At 62.6% G+C, this 25,467-nt stretch carries 29 protein-coding genes, 1 tRNA gene and 1 pseudogene; 8 read left to right on the forward strand and 23 right to left on the reverse strand.

Annotated features, from left to right (window positions below):
- The 20 genes and pseudogenes from SM763_RS02840 to SM763_RS02935 form a co-directional block, all read right to left on the reverse strand.
- Window positions 1-2,806: phage tail tape measure protein (locus SM763_RS02840; RefSeq protein WP_490363260.1), on the reverse strand; the 2,806-nt coding region annotated here is incomplete at its 3' end.
- 1 nt (window position 2,807) lies between these two features.
- Window positions 2,808-3,038 (reverse strand): hypothetical protein, encoded by a 231-nt coding sequence (locus SM763_RS02845; protein WP_368997516.1) that lies wholly within the window; start codon window positions 3,036-3,038, stop codon window positions 2,808-2,810.
- Between the two features lie 98 nt (window positions 3,039-3,136).
- Window positions 3,137-3,508: a GTA-gp10 family protein gene (locus tag SM763_RS02850; RefSeq protein ID WP_368997518.1), complete on the reverse strand. Its 372-nt coding sequence runs from the start codon at window positions 3,506-3,508 to the stop codon at window positions 3,137-3,139.
- Entirely contained in the window at window positions 3,505-3,954 is a 450-nt protein-coding gene (locus SM763_RS02855; RefSeq protein WP_368997520.1) for a phage tail protein, read from the reverse strand. The genes SM763_RS02850 and SM763_RS02855 overlap by 4 nt, the downstream gene beginning before the upstream one ends.
- 51 nt (window positions 3,955-4,005) lie before the next feature.
- Window positions 4,006-4,368 carry a tail completion protein gp17 gene (gene gp17 / locus SM763_RS02860; protein WP_368997521.1) on the reverse strand — a complete coding sequence of 121 codons (363 nt, stop codon included), beginning with the start codon at window positions 4,366-4,368 and terminating at the stop codon, window positions 4,006-4,008.
- Window positions 4,365-4,844, reverse strand: a complete 480-nt coding sequence (locus tag SM763_RS02865; RefSeq protein WP_368997522.1) for an HK97-gp10 family putative phage morphogenesis protein — start codon at window positions 4,842-4,844, stop codon at window positions 4,365-4,367. Before SM763_RS02865 ends, gp17 begins: the two co-directional genes overlap by 4 nt.
- 373 nt (window positions 4,845-5,217) lie before the next feature.
- A complete protein-coding gene (locus tag SM763_RS02870; RefSeq protein WP_368997524.1) occupies window positions 5,218-5,553 on the reverse strand; it encodes a head-tail adaptor protein in 336 nt (111 codons plus the stop codon).
- Window positions 5,550-6,155: a head-tail connector protein gene (locus tag SM763_RS02875; protein ID WP_368997525.1), complete on the reverse strand. Its 606-nt coding sequence runs from the start codon at window positions 6,153-6,155 to the stop codon at window positions 5,550-5,552. Before SM763_RS02875 ends, SM763_RS02870 begins: the two co-directional genes overlap by 4 nt.
- A 6-nt stretch (window positions 6,156-6,161) precedes the next feature.
- The gene (locus tag SM763_RS02880; protein WP_368997527.1) at window positions 6,162-6,389 is read right to left on the reverse strand and encodes a hypothetical protein; all 228 of its coding nucleotides are present in this window, start codon (window positions 6,387-6,389) and stop codon (window positions 6,162-6,164) included.
- A 74-nt stretch (window positions 6,390-6,463) separates the two neighbouring features.
- Window positions 6,464-7,669 carry a phage major capsid protein gene (locus SM763_RS02885; RefSeq protein WP_368997529.1) on the reverse strand — a complete coding sequence of 402 codons (1,206 nt, stop codon included), beginning with the start codon at window positions 7,667-7,669 and terminating at the stop codon, window positions 6,464-6,466.
- A gap of 216 nt (window positions 7,670-7,885) precedes the next feature.
- Window positions 7,886-8,368: pseudogene (locus tag SM763_RS02890) on the reverse strand (HK97 family phage prohead protease); the annotation flags it as partial.
- A complete protein-coding gene (locus tag SM763_RS02895; RefSeq protein ID WP_368997533.1) occupies window positions 8,368-9,591 on the reverse strand; it encodes a phage portal protein in 1,224 nt (407 codons plus the stop codon). The gene SM763_RS02895 and the pseudogene SM763_RS02890, both read right to left, overlap by 1 nt.
- Window positions 9,592-9,594: 3 nt before the next feature.
- The gene (locus tag SM763_RS02900) at window positions 9,595-11,379 is read right to left on the reverse strand and encodes a terminase large subunit (RefSeq protein ID WP_368997534.1); all 1,785 of its coding nucleotides are present in this window, start codon (window positions 11,377-11,379) and stop codon (window positions 9,595-9,597) included.
- Between the two features lie 3 nt (window positions 11,380-11,382).
- Window positions 11,383-11,829: a hypothetical protein gene (locus SM763_RS02905; RefSeq protein ID WP_368997536.1), complete on the reverse strand. Its 447-nt coding sequence runs from the start codon at window positions 11,827-11,829 to the stop codon at window positions 11,383-11,385.
- A 56-nt stretch (window positions 11,830-11,885) separates the two neighbouring features.
- A complete protein-coding gene (locus tag SM763_RS02910; RefSeq protein ID WP_368997537.1) occupies window positions 11,886-12,296 on the reverse strand; it encodes a DUF8602 domain-containing protein in 411 nt (136 codons plus the stop codon).
- Window positions 12,297-12,773: 477 nt separating this feature from the next.
- Window positions 12,774-13,469 (reverse strand): hypothetical protein, encoded by a 696-nt coding sequence (locus SM763_RS02915; protein ID WP_368997538.1) that lies wholly within the window; start codon window positions 13,467-13,469, stop codon window positions 12,774-12,776.
- The gene (locus tag SM763_RS02920; protein WP_368997539.1) at window positions 13,466-14,050 is read right to left on the reverse strand and encodes a hypothetical protein; all 585 of its coding nucleotides are present in this window, start codon (window positions 14,048-14,050) and stop codon (window positions 13,466-13,468) included. The genes SM763_RS02915 and SM763_RS02920 overlap by 4 nt, the downstream gene beginning before the upstream one ends.
- Before the next feature lie 275 nt (window positions 14,051-14,325).
- Complete coding sequence (locus SM763_RS02925) at window positions 14,326-14,958, reverse strand: hypothetical protein (RefSeq protein WP_274840212.1); 633 nt, start codon at window positions 14,956-14,958, stop codon at window positions 14,326-14,328.
- Window positions 14,955-15,203, reverse strand: a complete 249-nt coding sequence (locus SM763_RS02930; protein ID WP_368997541.1) for a hypothetical protein — start codon at window positions 15,201-15,203, stop codon at window positions 14,955-14,957. The genes SM763_RS02925 and SM763_RS02930 overlap by 4 nt, the downstream gene beginning before the upstream one ends.
- Window positions 15,200-15,526 (reverse strand): hypothetical protein, encoded by a 327-nt coding sequence (locus SM763_RS02935; RefSeq protein WP_368997542.1) that lies wholly within the window; start codon window positions 15,524-15,526, stop codon window positions 15,200-15,202. The genes SM763_RS02930 and SM763_RS02935 overlap by 4 nt, the downstream gene beginning before the upstream one ends.
- A 304-nt stretch (window positions 15,527-15,830) precedes the next feature.
- Here SM763_RS02935 and SM763_RS02940 point away from each other — a divergent pair, with 304 nt between their 5' ends.
- From SM763_RS02940 to SM763_RS02965, 6 genes are all read left to right on the forward strand, one after another.
- A complete protein-coding gene (locus SM763_RS02940) occupies window positions 15,831-16,094 on the forward strand; it encodes a helix-turn-helix domain-containing protein (protein WP_065271008.1) in 264 nt (87 codons plus the stop codon).
- A gap of 321 nt (window positions 16,095-16,415) precedes the next feature.
- Window positions 16,416-16,697 (forward strand): hypothetical protein, encoded by a 282-nt coding sequence (locus SM763_RS02945; protein WP_274832573.1) that lies wholly within the window; start codon window positions 16,416-16,418, stop codon window positions 16,695-16,697.
- 239 nt (window positions 16,698-16,936) lie between these two features.
- The gene (locus SM763_RS02950; protein ID WP_368997543.1) at window positions 16,937-17,257 is read left to right on the forward strand and encodes a hypothetical protein; all 321 of its coding nucleotides are present in this window, start codon (window positions 16,937-16,939) and stop codon (window positions 17,255-17,257) included.
- Between the two features lie 77 nt (window positions 17,258-17,334).
- A complete protein-coding gene (locus tag SM763_RS02955; RefSeq protein ID WP_368997834.1) occupies window positions 17,335-17,607 on the forward strand; it encodes a DUF2312 domain-containing protein in 273 nt (90 codons plus the stop codon).
- A 4-nt stretch (window positions 17,608-17,611) separates the two neighbouring features.
- A complete protein-coding gene (locus tag SM763_RS02960; protein ID WP_368997545.1) occupies window positions 17,612-18,292 on the forward strand; it encodes a hypothetical protein in 681 nt (226 codons plus the stop codon).
- Between the two features lie 193 nt (window positions 18,293-18,485).
- Entirely contained in the window at window positions 18,486-19,577 is a 1,092-nt protein-coding gene (locus SM763_RS02965; RefSeq protein ID WP_368997546.1) for a tyrosine-type recombinase/integrase, read from the forward strand.
- Between the two features lie 74 nt (window positions 19,578-19,651).
- Here the strand turns inward: SM763_RS02965 and SM763_RS02970 are convergent.
- The 3 genes from SM763_RS02970 to SM763_RS02980 form a co-directional block, all read right to left on the reverse strand.
- Window positions 19,652-19,727, reverse strand: a tRNA-Val gene (locus tag SM763_RS02970).
- A 73-nt stretch (window positions 19,728-19,800) separates the two neighbouring features.
- Complete coding sequence (locus SM763_RS02975) at window positions 19,801-20,376, reverse strand: histidine phosphatase family protein (RefSeq protein WP_368997548.1); 576 nt, start codon at window positions 20,374-20,376, stop codon at window positions 19,801-19,803.
- Window positions 20,377-20,499: 123 nt separating this feature from the next.
- The gene (locus SM763_RS02980; RefSeq protein ID WP_065270674.1) at window positions 20,500-20,970 is read right to left on the reverse strand and encodes an Lrp/AsnC family transcriptional regulator; all 471 of its coding nucleotides are present in this window, start codon (window positions 20,968-20,970) and stop codon (window positions 20,500-20,502) included.
- A gap of 127 nt (window positions 20,971-21,097) precedes the next feature.
- On the opposite strand from SM763_RS02980, the gene putA reads away from it, so the two are divergent.
- Window positions 21,098-24,538: a bifunctional proline dehydrogenase/L-glutamate gamma-semialdehyde dehydrogenase PutA gene (gene putA / locus SM763_RS02985; protein ID WP_347510130.1), complete on the forward strand. Its 3,441-nt coding sequence runs from the start codon at window positions 21,098-21,100 to the stop codon at window positions 24,536-24,538.
- 72 nt (window positions 24,539-24,610) lie between these two features.
- Complete coding sequence (locus tag SM763_RS02990; RefSeq protein WP_368997550.1) at window positions 24,611-25,393, forward strand: rhomboid family intramembrane serine protease; 783 nt, start codon at window positions 24,611-24,613, stop codon at window positions 25,391-25,393.
- Window positions 25,394-25,467: the final 74 nt, after the last annotated feature.

The following is a 25,467-nucleotide window of genomic DNA, read 5'->3' on the forward strand; positions in this document are numbered from 1 at the left end:
CCACGCCCAGATCCCCGAACTCTTCGCGCAGACGCCGCAGGATCACTTCCGTGCGCTCGCCTTCGGAGTAGAAGGCGCCGAAGTAGGCCGAGACAGATCCCGCCATGGCCTCAGCGCCGCCAAAGAGATCGACCAGCTGCGAGGCCGCATCGCCGCCCTTCAGGGAAACATCAAAAAGACCATGGCCGAGGAGATCCGCCGCATCGTTGACCGCGGTGAGGCTGCCCGACAGGCGCCCCAGCGTATCAAGCGCGGTTTCCCCGGCGCGGCTGAAGTCATCCGTGCCCAGCACCAGCTCGGCCAGTTCCGCGCCGGTCTCTTCAATGCGCGCCTGCAGTTCTTCCTGGATCTTTTCCTGGCTCTTGCCATTGGTCCAGAGCGTGAAGCCTTCGCTGGTAAAGCCCTCCAGCGCCTTGGTGCCGAGGTTCAGCGAGGCCGCCATATCCTTCACACCATCAGTCAGCCCGGTGACGCTCTGATCCAGCGCCGCCTCGAAGTCTGCCTCCAGCGGTTTGTAATCGGTGCGGTTGGAGCGCAGGAAGCCGCCCTTGTAAAAGTCGATCGAGGAGCCTTCAAAGCCATCGGCGCCAAAACGCCCCCGGATCCCCGAGCCTGCGTATTTGCGGCTGAGACCCTTGGCCAGAAGCGCAATGCCACCCAGCACGAGGCCCGCTGCAGGCAGAGCCGCCCCAAGCGCGCCCCAGCCGCTGGAAGCGCCGCTGACCAGCCCGCCGAGGTTGGCAAAGCTGGAGCCAAGGCCGCCGCCAGTCAGAACACCGCCAAGGCCAGAGCCGATCCCGGCGGCAATACCGCCGCCGCCAACCAGACCGCCGACATTGCTCAAGATCCCCAGCGGGTTCACGCCACCGCCGCCACCGCCCAGCACGGCAGTTCCTGCGCTGGCCGCGTTGCCGGATCCCGTCACCGACAGGCCCAGTGCAATCCTCAGCGTGTTCTGCGCAAAGGAGGACGCCAGATCCGCCAGCCCGCGTTTTGCCGCCTGTTTGATCCCATCCCAGAGGCCCTCAAAATCCCGCAGGCCATTCGCCACCCAGTCCCCGAAAGAGCGCGCAACGCCATCGACCGCAGAGGACAGCGGCCCGTTCAGCTCCTCGGACAGGTCCTTTGCCTTTTTCCTGGTCTTATCCAGCTTGTCCTTGGTGCCGCCACCCGATCCATCATCCAGCGTATCGTTCAGATCCTCGAGGCTGTTCTTCAACGCATCGGCGCTGTCATCGCCCGCATCCAGTTCCGCATTGGCGCTGTCCATCTGCAGCGTCAGGGTTTTGAGCGCAGCCGTCGCCTTAGCCCAGCCCTCGCGCACCAACCCCTTGGCCTCTTTCTTCAGTGTCGCGCTGCTGTTTGCAGCCCGCACCGCCAGCGCATCGTACCTCGCAACGCCCTCAAAGGCCCGGCCAGAGGCTTCATTCAGCGCATCAAAGGCCCCCGACATGCCCGGGATGCTCTTCACCCGAACCGCCAGCCCCGACAGGAAGGCGGACCAGTTTTCCGAGATCGTGCCCATCATGCGCAGAAAGCCTGCCTTGACGGTCTCCCAGACGGCACCAAGCGCCGGGCCGATCGATCTGGCACTGGTTTTGATCCCCAGCCAGACGCCCGAGGCCAGATCCCCAAGCGCCTGCAATGCCATGCCCCAGCCACCGGTCGCGGTAACCAGCTTGTGGAACTTCATCGCCAGGTACCCCGCGCCCACGACCAGCGCTCCGATCCCGGTGGTGATCACCGCACCGCGCAAGAGCACCAGCCCCCGCGACAGGCCCTTGATGGCAACACTGCCAAGCGCCGCCCGGGTCGTGGTTGCCCCGAGCGCCATTTCCAGCGCCACCGCAGACTTTGCAGCCGCAAGGAACCGCACTGGCGCCAGCGCCACGGTGGAGATCATCCCCGCCATGGCTACACCCAGCGGCGCGGTCAGCTTGAGAGTGAGGCCCAGCCCCACCGCCAGAGGCCCCAGCGCCGCCGCCCCCGCCGTGCCAAGCGCAATCACCCGCTTGGTGCCCTCGCCGAGCCCATTGAACCATTCCGCAACCGAGGCCGCGCCATCGCTCACCGTCTGCATCGCAGGCACCAGCGCGATGGTCAGTTGGTTGGCCAGACCCCGCCCGGCCAGCCCCATCCGCGACATCGCATCATTGGCCGTCTCCAGCCGGTCCGCATCCACTTCGGAGATCGCCACACCAAAGCGGCTCACATCCTCTGCGGCGAGTTTCAGGGTGGCGCTGTCGATGCGGGTGAAGATCAGACCGGCTCGGCTGCCAAAGAGATCCGAGGCCACCGCCGCGCGCTCTGCCTGCGGCACATACTCCGCCAGTGCCCCCTGGATCCGGGCCAGACGCTCATCCAGCGGCAGGCGCTGCAGGTCAGAGGCGTTCAGATGCAGCCGTTTCAGCGCCTTGGCCGCGGCGCCAGATCCGCCCGCCGCCTGGCTCAGCCGCTTGGTCAGCTGGATGGTTGCCTGCTGTACTTCCCCGATCGACACGCCCGACAGATCCGCTGCCCGATCCAGCACCTGCATGGATTTGACAGTGGTCCCGAGGGATTGCGCCATCTTGGCCTGCGCATCCACCATCTGCAGGCTGGATTTGACCGCCACCGCAGCGGCGCCCGCCAGCGGCAGGGTCAGGCCCAGCGACATCCGCCGCCCGGCCTTCTCCATATTGGCGCCCATCCGCAGCATGCGCCGCTCGGTCTTGCCCATGGTGGACTGCGCCCGCTTGGCGCCGCTTTCAAAGGCAGCCGAATCCATGGACAGAACGCCCCGTAGAGCGCCGATAATCGCGGCCATCTCATGCCCCTCTCTGATTGTGGAAGTGCAGGCTCATCAGCGAGGCGCGCAGCTGCTCAACAGCCTGCGCATCGCTCTTCTTGTCCCGCTTGTTCTTGCTGGATGTCTCATTCCCGGCCTTGGTGAAGTCGGGGATGGTTTTTGGGCTGTGGAATGCATGGCTGATCAGAACCGCCAGCTCCTGCTGCAGCACCCGCCGCGCCTGGACCTGGTCGTTCTTGCCATCGATCACCGCCCGGGTGATCTGATCGTATTCCCGCAGGGTGACCGCGCCAAAATCATCGTGGTGCAGACCCAGCCTGCACCACGACCGATAGAGCGCCTGCCAGTCTACGCCCCTGCGGCCTGCCCGTTTCCCACGCTGTTTCCCTCTGCGTCCTCATCGGGATCAGCGTCCGGATCTGCCTCGGCAGGGAAAGCGGCCGCGATGGCCTCACCGACAAAGGGCACCGCCTTGCGTATCCCGCCAACCGCATCGACCAGGGCGACGGCCTTTTCGCGCTCCACCCCCTTGCCATCATTGAGACCAGCAGCCAGCGCCGAGATCACCAGGGAGGCACCGCCCTTGCCGGTGATCAGACGATCCAGCAGCACGTCAAATGGCTGGCCGTCATTTTCCGCTTCCATCCGCATCAGCGCAGCGGTCGAGAACTTCAGCTTGTGGGTGGTCTTACCCACCTTCATCTTCGCGTGATTGATCATACCGCTGCCGTCCCTTCTACCCAGTCAACCGCGCCGGTGGTGCGCAGCTTGAGATCTGTCATCAGATCGCCGTCCTGGTCGGTGGTGGGGATCGTCGGAACCACAAAGGCCTTGTAGGCGAAGAGATCGCCCGTGCTCTGTCCCTCGCCCGGCGGCAGCGTCGCCCGGAAGAACACCGGCTTTCCGGCGGCGTTATAGGCCGCCGCCTGCTTGTAAAGCTCGGTCGAGTAAAAGCAGTTGAGGGTGATCTCGCCGCCATCCTTGAGGCCAAGGCCCCATTCCTTGAACCGGCCCGGGCTGTCCAGCGAGGTCCGGTCCCGGTATTCCTGGTCAACCTCCGGGATCCCGATCGTCTTGCAGCCCTTGATCACCGCAAAGTTCCCGTCCACCCCGTCGACGGACCATTCCATGTCAACGAGATCGCCCGGAATGACATTCTCTGCCATTGGCTTCTTCCTTCCATCATTTGTTGATTGAGCCGGTCACCCGGCCAGAGGTCAGGCGCGGTAGCGCACCTGAATGTCCAGCATCTGAAGCCGGATCACATCGCCGCCGGAGGGGGTCGTCCCATCCCGGCGGGATATCTCTTTGCAGCGGATCACAGACCCGCCGCGATAGTCAGTAAGGGTCTGCGAGACCAGCCGAGCGAGTGGGATAATCTCGCCATAAGCGCGGGCATGGATGTTCACCTGCACCCGCGCGGTCTCCACATTGCCGCGCCCGGTCTGGGAATAGGCCGACAGGTTGCTGATCCGCTGCAGGCTGATGCGGGGAAAGCCCACGTCCCGGTTAAAGACGCCCCAGACCACCGGATGCCCGAGCGTTTTCAGGAGATCCTTCAGCTCGCCTTCCATGCTCATGTGCCTGCCCGCGCCGCCTTGCGCCGCGCCCGCTCCACGGTCTTTTCGATCTCGGCCCAGGTCTCGCGCTTCAGGGTCTCCAGCATCTGGGCCTTGTTGGCATCCCAGGCGGGCCGCATGAAGGGACGCGCAGGCATCGCCCCGACAAATCTGCCGGTGCTGGCCTGTACCCTCGCCCCTGTGCCGAACTCGTAAAGGTGCCCGTGTGGTGCGTCGCTGTCATCCGGCTGCACCGGCCCCACATAAAGCACCACCTTGCTGCGCCCCCGGTCCCCGCGCGCCTCCCGCGCCTGCCGGGCGGTCAGCTTGCTGGTGACCTTCACCGTGAAGGGCGACAACGCATCGGCCATCGTCGCAACCGGCTGCAGCGCCTTCTTCATCGCCCGCCGCTGCACGCCCTTGGCCGTGCCCCGCGCGAGCTGCCCCAGCGCCCGCTCGATGTCACCGGCGCCTTCAATCTTCATCTTGACTGACATGTCAGAGATCCTTGCCTCAATAAATACATGCAAAACGTGCAATTCATTAACCGCGCGTTAACCATCAGAGAGCTGAGGATAGGTGCTTCCAACGAAGCAGCAGCCCGCGGTGGGCTTGACCCCTCTTGCTCAACGCCGCGGGCTGCACGTCCCTTGCCCTGCCCCACGCAAACTCCCCCGACGCCTATTCGATGAGATGTCAGCGATCTCTGTCTCATCAAAAATCCTCTCAAACGCTCATTCCATTAATCTCTGAGCAATCCGGACGTTGTACGATGAGTAACGGACCGAAGAAGCTGCAGCCCGTGGCACTATCCCTATCTCGTTTCGAACCACGGGCTGCACGCTTTGTGCCGCAATCCCCCGCTTCCAGTTACCGGATCCTCCATGCGGTAATCTCGATCCAGAGCCCCCGGCCGAGCTCCTTCACCCCGGTGATCTGCCAGTCCGCCCCGTCAAACCGGATCCGGTTCTCGCCACTGACCGCCGCCAGCTTGGTCGACCAGCGGACAACAAACCGCGCATCCGTCTTTTGCTCCACGGATGCCGCCCGCATGCGCTCGCCATCAGAGACCGGCGTGTATTGCGCCCGCCCCTCGGCATATTCCGCCCATCCGGTGGCAACCTCTTCCCCAGCCTCATTCTCCGCAAAGCGCGCCTCAAGGATCACGATCCGCCGGTCCAGGCGCGGCGCCGCTCCGGCCTTCATCCTGCAAAGGCCCGGTAGCGGCGGGTCAACCGGTCCACCCCGCGCTGCACCTGCTCCGGCACACCCAGAGCCGCATCTGCCAGCGGGTGATCATAATAGAGCTTCACCAACTCACGCGCCGCCGCCCGGATATCCTCTGGCACCGCCTCAGCGGTGGCAAAGCCCGTAGTGAACACGATCTCAACCGCATCGGGGCGCGCCGCATGGGAGGGCCAGGATTTCCCGGGCAGCAGGTCTATGCGCCGGGCGCGGCCGGATCCGGCAAGGATGTAATCCTCAGGCGGCACGGTCAGGCTGGATCCGTCCTCCTGCAGGCAGCGCACCGCATCCACCGAGTGGATCCGCGCAAACGGCAGGCGCAGCAGATCGCCCGTGAACCCTGCTCCCTTGCGCACCCATTGCTGCGACACGAGAGGAAAGCCGAGGCCACCAAAGCCATCGCCGTCCACATCCAGATGCGTTGAAGCCGCAGCAATGGCCCGGGTGATCTCCGCATCAAGCTCCGGATCTTCTCCTTCAGGCGTGAGGATCCGCAGCTTGTCCTTTGCATCCGCAAGCGTGATCAGCGCCGCATTGCCACCAGAGAGCCGCTCCAGCCACATCGCGGCCTACTCCTGCCCTTTGGTTTCAGCAGGCTCGGAGGCCTTGACCTCAGGAACCGGGCTGGCCTTGCTGCCCTCCGGATCCTCAAGCGCCTCTGCGGCTTCTCCCTCTTCGGGCAGAACAAGCACGCCGCGCGCCATCAGATGCGCAACATCGCGCGGATCCGCCTCCCGCGCGTCCCCCTCATTGTACCACTGGTCGCCCTGATGCGGACGTTTGACGATGTATTTCATGGGCTTTCTCCCGTTCTTTCAAAAGAAAAGGGCGCGCAAAACTGCGCGCCCCTGATGGCTCAGATCACTCCGGATCAGACAACAAAGCCAAGATCCCCGTAGATGAAGGCCTCCGGGCGATAGATCGCCAGCGCCAGGCGCTCCTCGGCCAGGATCGTCACCATGTTCCGGGTGAAGTCATCGTTTTCATAACCGGTCTCGACAGAGGCATCCCAGCGGTCAAAGACCTGGCCACCCATGCGGAAGGCCCCGGTCAGGAACTTGTCCACTGTGATCGCCTGCGTCTGAACCACCGGCAGGCGCCACAGCATTGGCTGCGCACTGCCCTGCGGATTGCCGATGATGTAATCCTCGTTGGCGTTCTTGGTGAGCTCAATCCGCGCCCAGTCGATCGGGTTCAGCACATGACCCGTGGCCGGGTATTCCGCCAGCGCCGCCTGCAGCATCGCAAGCCGCAGCTTGTCGATCACTGTTTCCGCCCCGACCGCAAAGGCAGGCGCATAGGCCGTCGCATTGGGGATGATCCCATGCAGGTTCTGCCCGGTGCCATCGCCGTTCAGGATCTGCACCTCTTCCTTGAAGTCCAGACCATAGAGCAGGCGCTGGTCAATCATCGAGCGCAGCTGCGAGACATCGCTCAGCGCCTGACGCGACACCTTCATGTGATGCGCGATCACCTTGGCCCCGGTGGATTTCTCAGTGAGCTTGATGTCCGATCCCGGCTTCGGGCCCCCTTCGGAAACAGGCGCGGCGTTGTTGTTGAACCCGGTCTCCTGCACATATTCCAGCGTGTTGCCATCCATCCGGCCCGGCGACAGCAGATCGCGCACCGTCATCCGCCGCTGCGGCATCTCCTGGATCCCCGGAAGGCGCGTTGCGCCAACCCCGGCCCCCACCGCCCCATCGGTATCCGTGGTCGCCAGCGTCAGCGAAGCCTTCAGCTCCATCCGCGCCTTGGAATTGCGGCCAAACCCATCTTCCCCGAAGGACTTGAACTCATCACTCTCGACGAACTGCTGCCCCACGCTTTTGTGCTCAGGTCCAGCCGCACCGCCATCGCGGTCCAGCTTCTGCTCGAGCTCGGTCAGCGTGGATTTGAGGCCGTTCATTTCCACCAGGGCCTCATCGGCCTTTTCCTTGACCGACCGGCCCAGCTCTTCACCAGCCTGCGCCTTGCCCAGGGCATCCTCGGCAATGGCTTTCACCGCGTCGAACTGACGATCGAACGCAGCTTTGGTTTCCGCTGCCAGCTCTGCAGCGGTCTTGGTCTCTCCCGACATGGGGAACCTCCTGTAAATTGTAGGGTTATCTGCGGGTCAGGAACCCAGCATCGCGGAATAGAACTCCGCAGCTTCACTCTCCGCTGTGGCAGGCTCCCCCTGCCCCTTCAGGTGGATGCGCGCGGCACGCTCCGCCTGCGAGTTTGAAAGACCAATTCCCTTGGCCATGCGTTCAAACTCCCGCTCCGTCAGCCGGTCCCCGGCCCGGAGCTTGTCCAATACCTGCGCGGGCACATCAGATTTCGCCGCCACCCGCGCTTCAGGCAGCATCGGGAAAGTCACAAGCGAGACCTCCCAGAGCTCCAGCTCCTGCAAGAGCCGCTGCCCGCCGCTCTGCTTTTGCGCCTTCACCGTCCGGTAGCCGATCGACAACCCGTCAATCGATCCCGCCTTGATCAGCGCCTGCGCCTCGCGGCCCTTGGCCACTTCGGTCAGGATCCGCCCTTTCACCCAGAGCCCGCGCTCGTCTTCGCGCGCCTCATCCCAGACCCCGATCGGCTGCGCCGGATCATGCTGCCAGAGCATCTTCACCCGGCGCCCATCCTGCGTCAGCTTTGCAAGGCTGGCGGCATAGGCGCCCGGCGCCACGATATCGCCGCCCTGGTCCTCGATCCCGAAGAGGCTGGCATAGCCTTCAATCGCGCCACTGTCCGCGGCGGCCGTCAGATCAACCGCCATATCCTTCGTCTCCACCACCATCAGCCCTCTCCTGTCTCCGTGATCGGAATGTTCTGCATCTGCATCCGCACCTCATCGCCGCCCGTCACAGGCCGCCGCCCCTCCAGCTTGCGCACCTCGTTGATCGTCATTGCGCCGATCTGAACCATGATCTGATAGAAGGCCGCCCGGCTGGCACTGTCCCCGCGCATCAGCCCCTCCATGTTGATCCGCACGCTCACACCCGCCGCACGGTCCGCCGGGGTCAGCAGCTGTTTCCTCACCGCCTGCTCAATCCGTTTCACCCGGCGGCGCAGGTAGAACTTGGTGAACATCAGAACCTGCTGATCCACGCTGGTCGGCCAGGCCGTCGAAGCCCCCGCATGACCGATGAGCGCAGGCGGCACCTGGAAGTAGCGGCAGATCTCCTCGACCGAGAACTGCCGGGTTTCCAGCATCTGCGCATCTTCCGGCGATATGCTCAGATGGTCATATTCCATGCCGCCTTCGGCAATGAACGGCTTGCCTGAGTTCACAGCCCCCAGATACTTTTCGACGATCTTCTCCGCCGCCTCCCGCTCCGGTGCGCTCAGCCATTCCTTGAACTTGATCAGTGCTGATGGACGCAGCCCGTTGCGGAACATGCCCGCCGCCGCCCGGTCCGCCGCCAGTGCCGAAGAGAACGCCTGCACCCCGAAGCGCAGCGTCGACATGCCCCCGAGCGCATTGCCGCCCGGCCCGCGGATATGGAACACATCCCGGTCCAGCCGCACGAAGGATTTGCCGCCATCGCTCCAGCGGTATTCAATCCGCCCGCTCCCAAGCCGCCGCACCGACATTGCCTCCGGATGCACCGGGTAAAGCGCCACGATCTTTCCGTCCCGGCGCTGCACCGAAGCATAGGCATTGCCCCAGAGCTCGATCGACAGGTTCATGAAGTCCCAGAAGTCCAGCGCCGTCTGGTCAAAGTTCGGGCTTTCATGGATCACCGCATGCAGCGGATGGCCCGGATCCGTTTCCGTGAAGCCATCGCCATCGCTGCGCTGCACCTCGAAGGGCAAGGACGACAGCGTGCCGCTGATCAGGTTGGCGCAGCCCCAGACCGCCGAGAGGCTCAGGCTGGAACGCGCGCTCACCACCTCACCCGCATTGCCCACATGGCCTTCACCGCCCCCGCCTTGCGCGCGGCCGTCGAACCATTTCACGCTGCTTTCGGATTTCAGCTGCAACCCGACAGAGGACAGCGCCTTGCTGATCAGACCCATTTGTTACGCTCCCTGCGGCATGCCAAGTGCCTGGAAAAAACTGTTCCGCCGGTCATCATTGCCCGTGTCTTCCGGCACCTGGCTCAGCGGCCAGAGCGCGTTGATCAGAGCAACAATCCCGTCGATCTTGTCCTCCGGCACCAGCTTGGCCGGATAGATGTAGTCGCCCCCCTGCACCTGCTTCAGCAGCGTGTTGCCGGCCATCCAGGTCAGAACCGGATTGCCGTCATTGATCAGCCGGTGATCATCCACAGCCGCGATCAGCTTGTTGAAGGGTTCATTGAGGTTCGAAGCGCGCGAGCGCAGCTCCACCGCCGTCATGCCCGCAGCCTCCCAGGCCGCCGCCATCTGCGCTGCAAAGAGCGCATCATAAATCACCATTTCGATATCAAGCGCAGGCAGGTGCCCCCAGCCCCAGCTGTCATCCCCGAGACCCGCCAGCTGCAGAACCAGCGCCTCCACGATGCGCAGATCCAGCTCGGCTCCCGGCGTCGTGCGGATGAAGCCATCCTTTGCCCAGCCCCAGAGGTGCTCATTGCCCGGCGCCTCGACCAGCTTCTCCGGCAGGAAGTGCCAGCTGAAGACCTTGAGCGGCCCCTTGGCCGGATCGCTCTCATCGGGGATCACCAGCGTCACGCTGGCCGGATCGCGCCGCGTCGCCAGATCCACGCCGAGATAAGCCTTGCACCCGGCAAAATCCGCAAGCCGCAGCCCGGGATCCTCGCTGGCGCGCCAGGCATCCATATCCAGCGCCGCGGCCCCGACACTGGTCCAGATATCCAGGTGCTTGCGCAGGAATTCCCCCATCGCCGCCGGGCTGGCCGTGGCCTTCTCCCATTCGTCCTGCATGTATTCCAGCGACTTGGCCGAATAGAGGCTGGGGTTCGCCTTCTCCCAGGTCGCCGGATCGCCCGGCTCATCGCCCTCATCGGCTTCAAAGATCAGCCCCAGGTAGCGCTCATTGGCCCGCGCCCCGTCCAGAAGGCTCTGCACATACTTGCGCTGCTCGTAGCAGATCCCGGCCGTGTTATAGCCCGCCGTGGTGATCGCGATCAGCAGCGGGTGCTCCCGCGCCCCCAGAGCCGAGGCCATCGAATCCCAGACATCGCGTTTTTCATGCTCGTGGAGCTCGTCGACGATGGCGCAATGCGGGTTCTTTCCGTCCTTCGATTTGGTCTGGCTCGCGATCGGCTGGAACACCGCCGCCGGATCCGGCGTCTTGATCTTGTGCTCCTCGATCGTAAGCCCGAGGAGCTCATCAAGGCCGGTGCCCTCGAACTCGCCCGTCAGCGCCATCACCCGCGCCGCGTCAAACACGATCCGCGCCTGGTGGGTCGAGGCCGCCGCCGAATAGACCTTGGCCCCTGGCTCGCCATCCGCGCCGAGGAAGTAGAGCCCGACCCCGGCCAGCAGCGTCGATTTGCCGTTCTTTCTCGGCACCTCTACATAGGCCGTCCGGAACCGGCGCAACCCGCTGACCATGTGCCGCCAGCCGCCGATCTGGCTGATGAGGAACGCCTGCCATCCCAGCAGCTCGATGGTCTCGCCCCGCGCCGCCCAGGCCCCCTCGATATGAGGCAGCGTTTCCATGAAGGCGCACATGTGCTCAGAAGCTTCTGCATCGAACACATAAGGAAAGACATCCATGCCCGCCCGGCTCAGATCCGTCCTGAACCGCTGGCAGGCCTGAATGATCCGCTTGCCGCTGGGGATGGCGCCAGACAAAACCCCATCCACCCAGTCAAACGCCCTTTGCGTGACCGGCATCTCCACCAGGTTGTCTTTCATTGCCTACCCGCGCCCCGCCTTGCGCGTCAGCGGCTTGAAGGGCGTCACCTTGCCACCGCCGGACGGCGCAGGATCTCCCAGCAGATCCATGAAGGAGGTCTGGGTTGCCTGGCCATTCTTGGCCCGCACGTAAGGCGTGCCCAAGAGTTCCTTTTCCAGCGCCGCCAGGCGGTTTTCATGAAAGGCGCGCTGCTGGCTCAGGCCAGACAGGAAGTTGCCTTCCATGGCCTCAAACCCCTCATCCACGATCAGCACCGACAGCCGGTCAAACGCCGCCCGGTGCACCGCATAGCGCACCACCTGGCCAAACACCGGCTCATCCACCAGCCCGTCCCGCTTCAGATATCGCAGCAGGCTTTCGCCATGCGCCTTTTCCACATCATCAAAGTGAGGTGGCCAGCCACCCAGAAGGCGCACCAGTTTATCAATGTCCGTTCCACTGTTCTGCATACCCCCCCCTCTAAATTTGTGCGCGGAAAAATCCGATTACCCCCGCCGGTTTCACATCAAAAGGCCCCGGACTTTCCAAGGCCCCCCACCCTACCTGCGCGCCGTTCGGCCCGCTGTTTCTTGCTGTCATGACAAGACTTGCAGAGCGACTGCAGCGCCCCGAACCAGAACAGCCCATAATCATCCCGGTGCGGCACCACATGGTCCGCCACCGTCGCCAGCTGTTTTGAATGGTCCGGGCACATCCGGCACAAAGGTTCCGCGTCCAGCTGCGTCAGCCGCCGCCCGCCTTTGCCCCGCCAGCCCTTGCTTGCATACCATTTTCGGCTCGGCCGCTCTGACCGCCGCCGTGCCTCTGATGGCCGGTCCCGGTTCTGCTTCTCGGCCCGCTCATGGGTCTTGCAATAGATCGTCCCGACCTCAACCAGGCGGGAGCACCCGCCCTGCGCACAGGGTTTCTTCGGCATAAGCTCTCCCCCAAACGCAAAAGCGCCCGACGGTTTCCCGTGGGCGCTGGATCAATCTGGTCAGGTTTCCCGTCAGTCAGCTTGCGGCAAAGTCCGGCAGGCTGCTGTTAACACAGACATCGCGTTGACTGCTCTTCATGATTTGCAACGGTCTGAACCCGCCGCTGGCGTATGCGTCGCTCTGGCTCGTGCTTCGGGTCCCCCAGCCGCGCCCAGACGACGAACACACAGTCCGGATGATTGTTTCTGCAGGTGCGGTATCGCTCATGGTTCGTTCCTCTTGATCTGCAGACCGTCTATCAGACTTTCCCAATGAAAGCTCCGCCGCCAAAGGACAAATGCTCATCAAAAAGAGAGAGAAACTATCCTTTAGGTTAGACAAAAGCACAGTTCCCAAACGCAAAAACGCCCGGAGCAGGATCTCTGCTTCGGGCGCAATTCAGACAGGTGCTTTATGTCAACAGATTGAGATCCGCGTCAACCCCTTTGCCACGGCGTTCGTGGCGGCATCGCCTCCGTCACGACAAAGGACGTCAGGTGGCAGGCCGCCTGGAAGATGTGCCGCAAGTGCAGGAGCGCCCCGTACCAGCTGAGATACCGGCGCCGGGCCGCTGCAATCTCCCGTCCCGTCACGCTGTAGCCAACAGGGCACCAGGACCCATCCGCCCGCTTGCCCAGCTGATCCGCAGGCCAGCGCAGCCCCGGCACCCGGCAAACCTCCACCGCTGCAAACCGCCCGTGTTTCGTGCCTCGCCAATCCAGCGGCGCACAGCGCTGCTCTGCATCCATCAGGCAATCCGGTCGCTCACCAACCCGGGCCAGCTCTGCAATCTGCACCGCCATCCGTCGCCCGCCATAGATCTCGGGCAGGCAGGCCAGTGACGCCGCCACCATATCCGCATCATGGTGGCGCGGTGATGTCCCGCCGCCCTGCACCCGGCATCCGAGCTGTGCCTGCTGCATCATCAGGTATTCCATCCCGATCCCAGGGCGCGCGCCGGTTTCCAGTTCGATCTCGTCAAAGTCGAGCCCGACCTTCTCCCGCTGGAACGCCCATTCGATCAGGTCCAGAACCCCAACCGCCAGCCTGCCAGTGCGCGGGGCCCGAACCCCGGTCAGCGCCGCACCCCGGGCGCTACCCAGAACCGGTCGCTCAAGAACCGCCATGTTCATGCTGCCCCCTTTCGGCGGGCCTGATCCGCAATGTCCTGGCACCTTCGCAGCGCAGCCCGGCGCTGCAGCCGGAACCGGTCTTCAGCCGCGCTGATGGCATCACCCCGGCCCAGGCGCATCTCGATATCCTCCAGACGTCGTACCGGATTGTCCGCGCTTTCCCGGATCTTGGTCTGGCTCCACCGACCCGGCCATTCCCGCCCGGCGGTGATGAACTCCAGGAGCTCCGGTGCCCAGCCCTGCCGGATCGCCCTGAGGCCCAGCTCATCGCGGAACACATTCAGCATCAGCGGCGATGGTCCGGTATCCGGCGCTTCCTTTTCCCGCGCCTTGGCCAGGATCTTCAGCGCAATCGGAAACCGGTCCTTGTTCTTGCCTTCAGGGTGCGCCTCGATCCACTCCCTGAGATCCGTCAGCCCGTCTTCGCTCATATAGGCAAGCTTCTGGCGCAGCTCCTTCTTCATGACTTCAAACTTGGCAAGGGTAGCCGTTGACGGCCGCGCCAGCCCCAATGCCTCCAGCGGCGCAATCAGGATGTCCTGCACCCGCTTTTCTCCCGCTGCCTGCTCTTTCGCATCCATCGCCTCTGTCTCCTTTCTAAGCCTGTTCCGACATCGCCGCAGCCACGCGGTGGCCACTCTGGCCCTGCCCGCTGCGGTGCGCGTTCCGTCAGTCTCGTTTCATTTCTTTTCGTTTCTTCTCCTTTCAGCGGTGACGGAAACCGCGCAAAAAAAGGAGAGAACGGTATCAATCCCGGGAACGTCCGTGATTTTCCGGGGCAGTTCCGTGATTTTCAGTGATTGTTCCGTGATGTTCCGTAACCGTCACGGAAAGTCACAGGTGGTTACAGAACCGCTCAGCCCCGCCCCGGCACCTGTCCCTGCAGCTGGAATTCATCCAGCGCCTTGCGGATGAAGGCCTCGCGGCGCTGCACATCCGGATAGGTCTCTTCCAGCCAGCCGTGGAAGCGCTCCAGGAAGTCCGGCGCCCGCAGCAACTGCCCTGCCCCGATCCGCACCTCGATCATGTCGCGCAGATCCTTCAGCCGCTTGTTCACACGGCGCTGTTCCTTATCCGCCAGATTGGCCCGGCGGGATTTCAGCGCCTCGATGGCAACTTCCGTCACCACCTTATGGGCATAGCGGACCTCGCCATTGTCACAGCGCACCAGCGACCAGTTGTGCAGCGGCGTGATCTCCCGATTACACAGCTGCCGCCAGCGATCGACCGAGATCTCCGCCGCATTCGCCAGCAGCCGTTCATCCGTGGGCAATGTGCCCACAGGGGTTTCCTCATGGGAGACGCAGAACAGGTTGAACCCGATCCAGCCGACCTCCGGCTCCGCCAGTTGGCGGAACTCGCTGCGCCGCCAGCGTTTCAGGTTCCACTGGATGAAGAAGTGGCTGTCCAGCCGGTCCTGCGACGAGATCGGATAATCCGGCAGGTCCCCGGCATCGACCGGACGCAGAAAGTTTGGCGCGGTGCTCATACGAAAACCTCCGTCAGATCCTGCGCCCGGCCCGACTGATAAGGCCGCATCTCTGCCGGGCGCCATCGGCCCGCTACCGCCTGGCGACGATAGCGGTGCCCCCAACCTCGGTGCATGCAGATGTTGCGGCAGGTCTCCGCGCTAGCGCCGGTAAAGGCAGCCAGATCAGCCAGCGCGCAATCGCCACCGGCCTCGCGGGTCAGCCACCAGATCTGATAGGCGATCCGTTCAATCCGCACATTCATGCTGCGGCCCTCCTCATCTCATCATGGAAAAAGCCCGGCGCGCCGGGGTCCGTCAGCATCACCAACAGCGCGATGTGACTGGTGGGGGCCGTAACCGCGCCCCACCAGTTCAGCGCAGTCTGGAAGCTCACATCACAAAACAGTGCCACCTCGCGCGGGCTGTTGAAGCGTTCGCGGAAATAGGCAGACCACAGGTCCGCCGCGGTGGATTTAAGCGCATAAGGGTCAAACCGATTTGACCAAGACGCTGCATCAAAAGACGTGCCAGGCTGCTCACATGGCACATCATTGCTCACAATCAGGGTTAGACGCGGGCGGCTCATGCGGCAGCCCCCCTACCCGAGGACGGCTGAACCATCGCAAACCAAGCTGTTTCGCATTTCAGGCCCCGTGCCTCGCACAAAACCCTTATGCTCAAGTACCAAGACGCAGGGAAAGCACCCCGCGCGATGGCGTTGCTTACGGCTGTTGGTCGAACGCTGACAGTGTCGGCGATTTCTTTTCGGCCGATCACATCGGCTATCTGGGTGACATTCATCATGCTGGCAATATCCACGTTTTGTGGATTATCACAAGTCCACATTTTGTGGTTTGCCTAGAATTCACAAAATGTGATCCAAAGAACCCATGAACATCGCCAACAAAACCTATCCCGAGATCGCTGATCGCCTGGTCGCCATTCGCAAAGCGTTCGCTCCCGACGCGAACCAAAAGGAATGGGCGACCAAGCACGGGTTCAATGCGACTCAGGTCAACAACTGGGAAAAAGGGCTCCGGCGCATTCCCGTAGAAAACGCCGAAAAGCTCTGTGAGACCTACGGCGTGACGCTAGACTTCATATACCGTGGGAGAAGAGACGGCCTTTCAGAGACCGCTTCAAAGGTGCTCTGATTGCACCTGCCTATGTGTTTCACGACGTGATCCAAGGGAACGCCTAGCTCGTCTGCGATTTCAATCATCCTGTCCAATCTCTTGTCTACTGCCTTCATACGCTCTTCGCCCGCAAAGTGTTCTCATTTTGTTCTCGTTTTTGATCCAGAAGTAGAACTTCCAACACATGCTGGTCAATCGGTCTTCTGAGACCCCGCTAGCACCAGTATTTTCCTGCCCCGATGCGCCCCTCTGCTCGAAAATCCACTTTTTGTGATTTTATTATTGCAATATCCACTTTTTGTGAATTATAAATACATCCATCAACCGATGGAGGATTGAATGCAAGATTTTAAGAACACCGTGCTGCGGGACGCCCGCCGGATCGTGGGATCCCCGGCAGACTACATTGACGACCCTGACCAGTTCGCTGCGGCATGGGCGGCCATGAAAGCCGGGCGCGGCCAGGGGTTTGATCCCGCTCGCCTGCACCCCCAGCATCTTGTGGACCGGCCCGGCCCCGCGCCGGAACCGACAGAGCAGATCCTGGCCCGCGCGGGCCAAAAAGCCCGCGCTGTGATCGAGGCTAAAAGCCTGCCGATCCGCCGCCGCCATGTGGCCTGACCCGGCCCGGTCTGTCGCTCCTCCTGCTGCCACTCACGGCAAACATCGAACGACACAGGCAACTCAGCGCGGCCCACCCGCGCCCTCCCACTGACACAACCAAATAAGCGGCGCGGGCTGGAGGATTGCCTGCGCCGCTGATCAACAGAGTTTTCGCGCCCGGTCCCCGAAGGCGCGGATCAGCGCGGGCGGCGCAATCCTCCAAATCAAGTCGCCCGCGCATCTTCGACGAGGCCCCAATGCGAAAAGCCGCATCATCGACCCGACAGGAAATCTATTCCGACATGCAGCAGCTGGCGAATACGCCACTATTCATGCGCGCCGCCCTATTCAGGAAGGCAGGCGGCACCCTGACCCCACCACATGAGGACTGCTGCTGGGACTATGATGCAAGCCGCTGGTGGGCCTCTTTGCACGGTATGACCGCGCATGGCGTCAGCCGGACCGATGCTATTCGCGCATGGCTACATGCAGCCGGGCAAAGCCTTCGGGCCGACCCGTCCCGCCGCGCAACAGATGACCGCCCGGATTGTCCCTACAACGGGCAGGCTCCCCTATGACCGAAGCGACAGATCCTACCGCACGCGGCCTGAAGCAGGCACATGAAGCGCAACGCCGGAAACAGGGCAAGCCACCGATGAAACCAGATCCCACATTCGATCAGGCCGCCGACAATACCTACCGTGTCACTGCTGCAGAGCTGCGTAGCTTCGTTGGACGCTGGGAACGTCTGGACGCGGAAAGAACCGATATTGTCGCCCAACAGAAGGAGGTCATGGCCGAGGCCAAATCCCGCGGCTACGACACGAAGGTCATGCGCAAAGTGATCCTCCTGCGCAAACGGGACAAGGACGACATCGCCGCTGAGGAAGCAGTTCTTCAGATGTATAAAGAAGCGCTGGGGATGTGAGGGCATGAAAATCCGAACGATCACTCACGAGCCATTGCGGGTTCTGGTTGGATGCGAAACCTCTGGAGTAGTGCGCCGCGCCTTTCTGGATCGCGGGCATGACGCCTGGTCGTGCGACCTGCTGCCATCCGATGACGCCAGCAACCGGCACATGCAATGCGATATCCGTGAAGTGTTGAGCATGGGGTGGGATCTGCTGACCGTCATGCACCCGCCTTGCACCCGGCTCTGCAACAGTGGAGTGCGCTGGCTCAGCAAGCCGCCCAAGGGGCGCAGCCTGGATGACATGTGGGCGGAGCTTGACGAGGGCGCTGCACTGTTCTCAGCCTGCTGGAATGCGCCGGTGCCGCGCGTCGCCGTGGAAAATCCGGTGATGCATCGTCATGCCAAGGAGCGGATCCACAACTATCAACCCGCAGCCCAACATGTGCAGCCCTGGTGGTTCGGTGAAAAGGCGTTCAAGGCAACCGGTCTCTATCTGCGCGGCCTGCCCCCTCTGGTCCCAACAGACAAGCTGACACCGCCCGAGAAGGCCACCGAAGAACACAAGAAATGGTCTGCGATCCACCGCGCCAGCCCCGGTCCTGACCGCTGGAAACTGCGCAGCAAGACTTTTCCCGGAATCGCCGTTGCCATGGCCGACCAATGGGGCGGCTGGGCTGTAGAAAATGAGGCCGCAGTATGAACGGCAGGAGACTTTGAACCATGGCAAATCGACCAGCTCTATTTACCAAAGCTGACCTTCGACGCTTTGCAGGTGTAGCCAAGGAATGCGGCAAGACCGTTGCCGTTCGTCCAGACGGCACCCTAGTCATGGTAGATGTGGAACCCCTGCCGGTACCTAGGCAGACGAAGAAAACCGAAAAAGGTCCCCGACAATGGTCAAGATAGAACTGCCAGGGCTGATCTGCGAAGCGATGCCATCGGGCAATTCCCGAATGCGAGTGCGTGTAGCAAGAGACAAAAGGCGTCGGATCACCCTCAAGGTCGGATTGGACAGCCCGCACTTCATGGAAGCCTACCACGCTGCCCGCGCCGGAGTGCTATACGAGCCTCCAGCGCGTCCGGCGGACATGGCAGTACAGAAGTCAACAGAATGGCTGTGGCTGCTTTTCCTGGAGCACATGGAAGCCATGGAAACCGCAGGGGAAATCAAGGCAGCAACTATTAAACAGCGTCAGCATGTACTCGGGCGCTTCCTGGACCACGAAGTTGATGGCGCGCTATTGCGCGAGTACGACGCTGGCGTCCCGCAGGAGGTGATTGTCGAGTTCCTTGACACCCTGATCGAGAAGCCCGGCGCCCGAAAGAACACAATCGGTGCCCTACGCGCGATGTACAAGTTCGCCGATGAGCGCGGATATGTTCGCCCCAACCCGGCCAAGGGGATCAGCACCACATACAGATCAGCAGGCGGCGCCACCCCCTGGACAGTCGATGATCTGAAAAAATTCCGCGAGCGCCATCCCTTTGGGACGATGGCTCATCTGGCACTGACCGTCTTTATGTTCACCGCCTGCCGCGTCTCTGATGCAATCTGGATCGGACGAAACAACGAATCCACCAGCAACGGTATCCATTGGCTTGGATGGCAACCACGAAAGAAGGGGTCCACGTATGTGGAAATCCCGATCATGCCCCCACTGGCCAAAGCTATCGCTGCGCAGAACGTCACTCATGTGGATGGGTGCTACCTGCTCAGCTCACACGGCACGCCTTTTTCCTCAAGTGACAGCTTCAGGAACCGGTTCAAGACTTGGTGCAGAGAAGCCGACCTGCCGGACCGAAGCCCACACGGCATTCGAAAAGCGGCTGGCCACCTATTGGCGCTGGAAGGCGCCACGCAACATCAGATCATGGCGGTGCATGGGCACTCCCAAGCAGCCACGTCAGAGATCTACACAAAAGACGTAGAACGCCGACGACTGGCCGCTGATGCGGTTGCTAAACTAGCCAGTATGGACTGGTAGGTGTCCCACGCAGCAAAACTGCCCCCAAAATTGGGACACTCACGCATTGATTTAATTGATCATCGGGGAGGGAATGGTGGGTGATGAGAGACTCGAACTCCCGACATCTTCGGTGTAAACGAAGCGCTCTACCAACTGAGCTAATCACCCGATGAAGCGGGATTTAGAGAAATCCCCGTTGCAGCGCAAGAGCTTCCTCGCGTTTTTTGTCACAAAAATTCGCTCAGCGTAAAACCGTTTCCCGGCCCTGCTCCAGAACATAGACACAGCCCTGTCCATTCGACAATTTTGCCTGCTCCGATCTGTCCAATCCGCATATGATTCCGCGCATCACCTGCCCCAGAAGACCATGCGCCACCACGACCGAAGGCGCACTGAGCGTTTGCAGGAAATCCAGTGTCCGCGCTTGGAAGCGCTCGTACCCCTCACCGCCGGGCGCCGCGCAGAACATATCCAGCGGCGTGGTGTTCCGCGCAAAGATATCCGGGTAGTCCTGCTCCAGATCCACCAGCCGGTGGCCCTGAAAATCACCGGCGTGAACTTCGGCCAGACGGGCGTCGGTGGTAAATGCGCGACCTGCCAGAGCGATCTCTGCGGTCTGCTGCGCGCGGCCCAGAGGCGAGACATAGCACGGCGGGTTTTCCGCACTCAGGATGGGCTGCATCAATTCGGCCTGACGCTGCGCATGTTCCAGCCACAGCGGGCTGAGACGGGACTCCAACTGCCCCTGAACGCGGCGCTCGGCGTTCCATTCGGTCTGCCCGTGGCGCAAAAGCCAGATTTTGGGATACTTGCTCATGTAATGCTGCCTCAATTTCTTACCGAGCGAGGCGGCCCGGCCTGCCCGCTGTTGAATGCAAGATGGGGGAATTTCCGGGGGCTGTCCATCCCAACGCGCGCAACAGCACCCCCTGCACACCACCTAAAGCTGAGCGAGGGCGCCGTCTTCCTTGACCGCCTGCATCGCCACATAGGTCGAAGTCGAGGCAACATGCGGCAGCGAGGAAATCTTCTCTCCCAGCACCGCGCGATAAGCCGACATCGAATGGGTGCGCACCTTCAGAAGATAGTCGAAATGCGAGGCCATCAGGTGCACCTGCTCAATCTCCGGGATCCGCGCCACGGCGGCGTTGAATTTCGCCAGCGCCGCCTCGCGGGTGTCTTCCAGCTTGACCTCGACAAAGGCGACGTGATCAAGCCCCAGCCGGATCGGATCCAGCAAGGCCCGGTAGCCGGTAATGATGCCTTCGGCCTCCAGCCGTTTCAGGCGGGTCTGGGTCGGCGATTTCGACAGACCAATGCGACGGGCCAGATCCGCGACCGAAATCCGACCATCCTCGCCCAGCACATGCAGAATCGCGCGGTCATATCTATCAAGATCGCTATAGTTCATTTGACCCTCCTACTGCGCAAATTTGCGGCAATTGACCTGAGTATCCCCCACAATCAGGCGAATGTCCCGCAATATTTGCTGTATTCTGGGCATCAGACTTTTTGCGGAACATACTGGAGCCTTCTGCATGACACACGCCCCCGCCCCCCAGAGCCCCGACACACAGCAGGAACAACTGCGTTATCGCATCGATGCAGGCACCTATGTCGATCAGGACGCCATGCGCGACCAGCTGATCGCCACCGCTGCCCTGCCCGCTGCCGAACGCGCGGCAATCTGCGCCAATGCGGCCGCCCTGGTACGGGATATCCGCGGCCATTCGGCACCTGGGCTGATGGAGGTGTTTCTGGCGGAATACGGTCTGTCGACCGACGAAGGGATCGCCCTCATGTGTCTGGCCGAGGCGCTGCTGCGGGTGCCGGATGCCGACACCATCGATGCCCTGATCGAAGACAAGATCGCGCCGTCTGACTGGGGCAAACACCTCGGTCACTCCTCCTCCTCGCTGGTCAATGCCTCGACCTGGGCCCTGATGCTGACCGGCAAGGTTCTGGATGAGGCCAAGCCAAGCCCAGTGCGCGCGTTGCGCGGCGCCGTCAAACGTCTGGGTGAGCCGGTGATCCGCACCGCCGTGGGCCGCGCGATGAAGGAAATGGGCCGCCAGTTCGTTCTGGGCGAAAGCATCGAAAGCGCGATGAAGCGCGCCGCCGGAATGGAGGCCAAGGGCTACACCTATTCTTACGACATGCTGGGCGAAGCCGCGCGCACCGAAGCGGACGCCTCCCGCTATCACCTGTCCTATTCAAAGGCGATTTCTGCCATTGCCGTGGCCTGCGGCAGCGATGACATCCGCAAGAACCCCGGCATTTCCGTGAAACTCTCGGCGCTGCACCCGCGTTATGAACTGGCGCAGGAAGCCCGAGTGATGCTGCAACTGGTGCCGCGGCTGAAGGCGCTGGCGCTGCTGGCCAAGGCCGCAGGTATGGGGCTGAACGTCGATGCAGAAGAGGCCGACCGCCTGTCGCTGTCGCTGGAGGTGATCGAAGCGGTGGTGTCGGATCCGGCGCTGGCAGGCTGGGACGGTTTTGGCGTCGTGGTGCAGGCCTATGGGCCGCGCACCGGGCTGGCGATTGATGCGCTTTACCAGATGGCCGAAAAATACGACCGCCGGTTTATGGTGCGGCTGGTCAAAGGCGCCTATTGGGACACCGAGATCAAGCGCGCCCAGGTCGAAGGCATCGACGGCTTCCCGGTCTACACCAACAAATCCCTGACCGATGTGTCCTATATCGCCAATGCCCGCAAACTGCTGGGCATGACCGACCGCATCTATCCGCAATTTGCCACCCACAACGCCCATACGGTCAGCGCCATCCTGCATATGGCCAGCGACAGCAGTGTCTACGAATTCCAGCGCCTGCACGGCATGGGCGAAACCCTGCACCAGATGGTCAAGGAGCAGAACGGCACCAACTGCCGGATCTACGCCCCCGTTGGGGCGCACCGTGATCTGCTGGCCTATCTGGTGCGGCGTCTGCTGGAAAACGGTGCCAACAGCTCTTTTGTGAACCAGATCGTCGATGAGAACGTCCCGCCCGAGGTGGTGGCCGCCGATCCCTTCGATGCGGTTGCCGATGTCAGCCGCAGCATCCCCACCGGCCCCGAGATGTTTGCGCCCGAGCGCAGCAACTCCATGGGGTTCGATCTGGGCCACGCGCCGACACTGGCTGCCATCGAAGCCGCCCGCGCGCCCTGGCGTGATCACCAATGGCAGGCAGGTCCCCTGCTGGCAAGCACAGCCACACCGGATGCCGCCGAGGATGTGACCAACCCCTCGGATCTGACGCCAGTGGGACAGCTCACCCCATCCAGCGCAGCGGATATCGAAACGGCGCTGTCCTCCGCCCAGCCCTGGGACGCCCCTGCCGCAGAACGGGCGGCAGCGCTCAACAAGGCAGCGGATCTGTACGAGGCAAACTATGGCGAACTCTTTGCGCTGCTGGCGCGGGAGGCGGGCAAGTCGATCCCCGATGCCGTCGCCGAGCTGCGCGAAGCGGTGGACTTCCTGCGCTACTATGCCGCCCGCATTCCGGATGCTGCGCCAGCCGGGATCTTCACCTGCATTTCGCCCTGGAACTTCCCGCTGGCGATCTTCTCGGGGCAGGTCTCTGCCGCGCTGGCGGCTGGCAATGCCGTGCTGGCCAAACCGGCCGAGCAGACGCCGCTGATCGCTCAGCGCGCCGTGCAGCTGCTGCATGAGGCAGGCGTTCCGCGGTCCGCCCTGCAACTGGTGCCCGGTCCCGGCTCGCGCGTTGGTGCGGCCCTAACCTCGGACCCGCGCGTTGGCGGCGTGGCCTTTACCGGCTCAACCGCAACAGCCCTGCGTATCCGCCGCGCCATGGCGGCAAACCTGAAACCCGGCGCGCCGTTGATTGCTGAAACCGGCGGGCTGAACGCAATGATCGTGGATTCCACTGCGCTGCCGGAACAGGCCGTGCAATCGATCCTCGAAAGCGCCTTTCAATCCGCAGGCCAGCGCTGCAGTGCGCTGCGCTGCCTCTATGTGCAGGAAGACATCGCGGATGATTTCCTGAAGATGCTGAAAGGCGCGATGGACACGCTGACCCTTGGCGACCCCTGGCATCTGTCCACCGACAGCGGCCCGGTCATCGACGCAACCGCACGGGCGGGCATTCTGGCCCATATCGACGCCGCGCGCGCCGAAGGCCGGGTGGTAAAAGAGATGCAGACACCGCAGGGCGGCACCTTTGTGGCACCGACCCTGATCGAAGTGCCCGGCATCGCCGCGCTGGAGCAGGAGATCTTTGGTCCGGTGCTGCATGTGGCGCGTTTCAAATCGCGGGATCTGGACCGGGTGATCGCCGAGATCAACGGCACCGGCTATGGGCTGACCTTTGGCCTGCACACCCGGATCGATGACAGGGTGCAGCATGTCTGCGACCGGATCCACGTAGGCAATATCTACGTCAACCGCAACCAGATCGGCGCCATTGTCGGCAGCCAGCCCTTTGGAGGCGAAGGCCTGTCCGGCACCGGTCCCAAGGCGGGTGGCCCCTTCTACCTGTCGCGCTTCTGTGCACCGGATCCTCAAAGCAGCGCGGAGACTTGGTCAGGCGCCGCCTCCCAACTGCCCGGCGCACTCGGGACGGCTACGGCGCCGGTCACCACCTCTCTGCCCGGGCCGACCGGCGAATCCAACCGGCTGACCGTCACCGCCCGCCCGCCGCTTTTGTGCATGGGTCCGGGAGCCAAAGCTGCCGCCGCACAGGCCAAAGCGGTCATGCAGCTTGGCGGCACCGCCATTCAGGCGAACGGCATGCTGGACCTGCAGCAGCTTGAGAGCCTTCAGGATATCGCTGGCGTCCTGTGGTGGGGCGATGAGGACACCGGTCGCCAGATCGAAGAGACCCTGGCCAAACGGGATGGCCCTATCGTGCCACTAATCCCCGGGCAGCCCGACCGCGCCCGGGTCCTGGCCGAGCGCCACGTCTGTGTCGATACAACTGCGGCCGGCGGCAACGCCGCGCTGCTGGGCGGCAACGCCTGACGGTCAAGATCCGGCAACAGCTTTGCCCGATAACCGCTTGACGCTGGGCCGAAACCGGCCCAGCGTTCCCGCATGTTTCCGCTGCGTGATCACAATCCATCCGGGCGCACGCCCTATGTCGTCTACCTGCTGATGGCAGTGAATATCGCGGTGTTTCTATATGCCGTGACCACCTACACCAGCCCCCGGCTGATGGCAGGCTTCTACTATACCTACGGCATCGTTCCGGCTGAACTCTCCTACGGTCGCCATCTCAGCAGCTTGTTCACCTCGATGTTCCTGCACGCGAGTTTCATGCATCTGGCCGGGAATATGCTGTTCCTTTGGATATTCGGCGACAACCTCGAAGACGAGATGGGCCACCTGCCGTTTCTGGGTTTCTACCTATTGGCAGGGCTTGGTGCCGGACTGATCCACGTGATGGCAGGCCCAATGTCCAACGTGCCCACGGTCGGGGCATCTGGTGCGATTGCCGGGGTCATGGGGGGCTACCTTCTGATGTTTCCAAAGGCGCGGGTGGATATCCTTCTGGTGCTCATTATCTATTTCCGGGTCTTTTCGATCCCCGCCTTCATCATGCTGGGGGTCTGGCTGGCCCTGCAATTCATCGGCGGGCTTGGCGCGGATCCGAACACCGGCGGGGTCGCCTATTGGGCGCATACGGGCGGTTTCGTCGTTGGCATGGCGCTCTGCCTGCCCCTGTGGATGAAACGCGGCGGCCCTGTGTTCTGGAACCGTACCCATGGTCGCCCCGATCATCCTGATACCCATTACACCTATTGCCCCAGCCGCATTCCCCGCCTGCCCCGCAAGAGCCGCCATCCGCATTCAAGGCCGGGTCCCTGGGGCAAATAAACCAAATCCTGCCCAGGTGGCTAAATGAAGAAGCGCGCGCAACCGCTGGGATTGCACGCGCTTCTTCATGTGGA

It is taken from the genome of Pseudophaeobacter sp. C1-32P7, assembly GCF_041008775.1.
GTDB classification, from domain to species: domain Bacteria; phylum Pseudomonadota; class Alphaproteobacteria; order Rhodobacterales; family Rhodobacteraceae; genus Phycobacter; species Phycobacter gallaeciensis_A.